Raw genomic sequence first — 2,887 nt, forward strand, 5'->3', positions numbered from 1 at the left:
CGATTAAAACTTTCAAAATGGATAAATGCGTAAAGCTTTATGATGCTTTTTTATTTGCCTTTGTACTGGAATTTTTTTCCGCAGTTCATGCAAATCATGTCGACTTTTTTTGTATTTTTCCCTGCAAAACCTGCTAAAGAACCTATACCGCCAGTTAATATAGTTCCGGCCGCAGCTTTACCAATTGAAAAACCTTTTCTGTGTTGACCTAATACCTGGATGTTAGTTGATCTACATCTAGGGCAATGGGGTTGGTTCAGTGCATTCAAAAATGAGCTTACATTATTTAAACCTTCAACAGCTTTTTCTAAACTACTTTTTTGTTTTGCTTTCTGAACTGGTTGCTCTGAAATAGCACTAATTTTCTCTGTCTGATTATTATCAGTAGTCTTTAATACTTTGTTATTATCTATATTGTTCTCAACAATAGCCTCTGCATCAGGAATTGACTCTGAGCTTTTGACTTCTGAGGGAATTTCCGATTCACTTTTAGCCTCTTGTTTTAGTTGTCTTAATGCCTTGTGAGTATTTATTGACTCCTTTAATTTTTTCTGTTCAATTAAATTTTTAGCCTCTTCAAAAGGCAATTGACGTTTAGCCAATTCAAATTTAACAGTATCTTTTATACCTAAAGGTATCTTATATCCCAATGCTTTTGCCAAATAACTGTTATCTTCAAAACAAATTTTCTCATTTCCAAGTGGGTAACCTTGATTATTAAATGTTAATTTTTTGCCACATATGGCACATGTTTTGTATAAACCCATGCTAATTTCTCCTTATTTAAATAACTCAAAAAACAAGATCATCATGCTTTTTAAATAAGTTGCAAGCATCATCGAGCATCCTGATAGGTATGCCATATTGTTGTAAAAAAAGATATGGCTCTTCGTATGAATCATATTGCAACGTTGCATATTCAAAAATTAAATTTAGTGAGAAAAGATCTGCACGCCGTTCATTAGGCGTTAGAGTGGTACCACAATAATATGATAACCCAGGATTGCCTTCCATAATGTGTCCAATTTCGTGTCCGATTATGAAAGGCAATTCTTTTTTATTTTTCCAATTGTTGTTAATAACGATAGTTCGTTTGTTCTTGTCGGCTAAAGAGCTATACTCTTTTGCAGTAGTAATTTGTAAGACGCCAATTTTGTGATCAAACGCATAGCTATATAGCCATTTAATTAAATCACTCACGTCTTTTACCTCTTTCAATATCTGAATCCATTAAATTCTTAATAATATCAAGATAATCATCAGGAATAGGTCTGCCACGATAAGATAGTAATTCATCGTTCTCAATATCAATTGCATGTCGGCTCTGCTTAGAAACAGGGGACGGATCATCAGTGTTTCCAAGCAAATAGTCAGCAGAGGTATGAAGAAACTTTGCTACTGCAGTCAGACTGTCTGATTTTGGTACTTGTTTTTTTACAGTGATATATAGTTCTAGTTCCCAAACCAGCCTTATCATTTACTTCAATTAAAGATAAGCCATGCTCACGTGCCAACTTTTTAATACGGTCAAATGGTGTCATATCAAGCTCCAAAAAAAGACAAAAATATTCGTAAAATTCGCATTTTTTATTTCAAAATTCGCTTTTATGCATAAATATATTTGTCAGTTAAATTACTTACATTTTTAAGTAAGCAAATAAGCACTGGAACTATATGCGAATAAAGTTCAACTACTTTATTAACTATACCTTTATATTCGTATTTATGCGAATTAAAGTCAATAGATTTACGCAACTTACTTACATGCGAAAAGGAGAAAAGAAATTTATGCCCGCAGATCAGGAATTGGCGTCAGCTAAAAATAAAGAAATTTGCTCAAAAGTACTGCAGTGGCAAAGCAATGCTATGGGTGTGATTATTCATTTTTGATGAGTTTTCAGAAGTTGATTTTAAGAATGGTGGTTAGGTAGTTAATCCTTGCAAAAGCGAGGATGGCAAAACAATTTTAATTTTAGAGAAGCCAGCTGCAAAATAGATGGAAAAGCAAAAAAGGAAATAGATTGGAACGTAGAATTGCCTTAATAAAAGACATTTAAGAGGTAAAAAACATGAAAATTTTAGAAAGGTTAATGGACAAACGGATAGACTTGTTAAATACTTGCTTCGATTTCGGAAACTATGGCGTATCCAAAAAAAGCGCTAAACGCGAATTAGCAATATTATGGCTAACAGTAATTGTCTTGGGGGTGCTCACTCATTTAGTCAGCAGTCCAAGCAATTACTGGAACTTGAAAAACAAAAAAAGCCCGACTGCAATCAGACTTTGAAATTATATCATTAAGGAAATTATTCCGAACATGGAATGTACAGTTATAGAAGTAAGTGGTAATACCGCCACTTATGATAAAAAGGTGACGATTACGAAAGCCAGAGAGACTTTGTAGTTTATTATTAATGGCTTGAAAAAGTGTATGAAGCGCCTGGATATTGTCCTAAAACCAAAGTTTAGACACTAAAATCTTTTTCAACATGCTAAGAATTGGAACAATCATTACTGTGAAAATTGGAACTTTTTGGCATCAGAAATTTTTAGATGACTATGAGATAAAAGGTAGGAAAGCAGTATCAAAATGAATGACTTTTAAAATAGCAAGATAAATTGACACAAGAAAATTCTATGTTTACTACTAGTCTTGCTAATAAAGTAAGACATTACTTAAGTCGAAAAAAGATATAAGCATGCTCAAAGGACTAAAGCAAGGCTTTTCGGACGGTTATTACGGAACAATCGATAGACATACCAATGTGTTGAACAAAGTTATTGATGATGCTGTTCAGGAAGGTAGAAAACAAGCACTAAATTTGAATTAGAGTGATTAAGTATGACCGAAAACCTGAATAGACTTTGTTTATGAATGACAAAAGG

The 2,887-nt window shown here is 33.1% G+C and carries 4 protein-coding genes; 1 reads left to right on the plus strand and 3 read right to left on the minus strand.

Translation table 11 applies throughout. The features are described 5' to 3' along the window. Window positions 1–50: 50 nt before the first annotated feature. Genes Q0K80_RS10155 through Q0K80_RS10165 form a run of 3 tightly spaced genes read right to left on the minus strand, consistent with a single transcriptional unit; the run spans window position 51 to window position 1,477 of the window. Window positions 51–767: a hypothetical protein gene (locus Q0K80_RS10155; protein WP_294606006.1), complete on the minus strand. Its 717-nt coding sequence runs from the start codon at window positions 765–767 to the stop codon at window positions 51–53. Window positions 768–792: 25 nt separating this feature from the next. Continuing rightward, entirely contained in the window at window positions 793–1,200 is a 408-nt protein-coding gene (locus Q0K80_RS10160) for an ImmA/IrrE family metallo-endopeptidase (RefSeq protein ID WP_294606008.1), read from the minus strand. Continuing rightward, window positions 1,193–1,477 carry a hypothetical protein gene (locus Q0K80_RS10165; protein WP_294606010.1) on the minus strand — a complete coding sequence of 95 codons (285 nt, stop codon included), beginning with the start codon at window positions 1,475–1,477 and terminating at the stop codon, window positions 1,193–1,195. The genes Q0K80_RS10160 and Q0K80_RS10165 overlap by 8 nt, the downstream gene beginning before the upstream one ends. Before the next feature lie 1,223 nt (window positions 1,478–2,700). Between Q0K80_RS10165 and Q0K80_RS10170 the strand changes: the two genes are divergently transcribed. Then, the gene (locus tag Q0K80_RS10170; protein WP_267393269.1) at window positions 2,701–2,832 is read left to right on the plus strand and encodes a hypothetical protein; all 132 of its coding nucleotides are present in this window, start codon (window positions 2,701–2,703) and stop codon (window positions 2,830–2,832) included. Window positions 2,833–2,887: the final 55 nt, after the last annotated feature.

Origin of the sequence: uncultured Lactobacillus sp. (assembly GCF_945290125.1) — a bacterium.
Classification (GTDB): domain Bacteria; phylum Bacillota; class Bacilli; order Lactobacillales; family Lactobacillaceae; genus Lactobacillus; species Lactobacillus rizhaonensis.

Excerpts from the sequence above, each read along its gene's own strand:
- Q0K80_RS10155 (WP_294606006.1), bottom strand. The coding sequence starts at position 767 with ATGGGTTTATACAAAACATGTGCCATATGTGGCAAAAAATTAACATTT.
- Q0K80_RS10170 (WP_267393269.1), top strand. The coding sequence starts at position 2,701 with ATGCTCAAAGGACTAAAGCAAGGCTTTTCGGACGGTTATTACGGAACA.
- Q0K80_RS10165 (WP_294606010.1), bottom strand. The coding sequence starts at position 1,477 with ATGATAAGGCTGGTTTGGGAACTAGAACTATATATCACTGTAAAAAAA.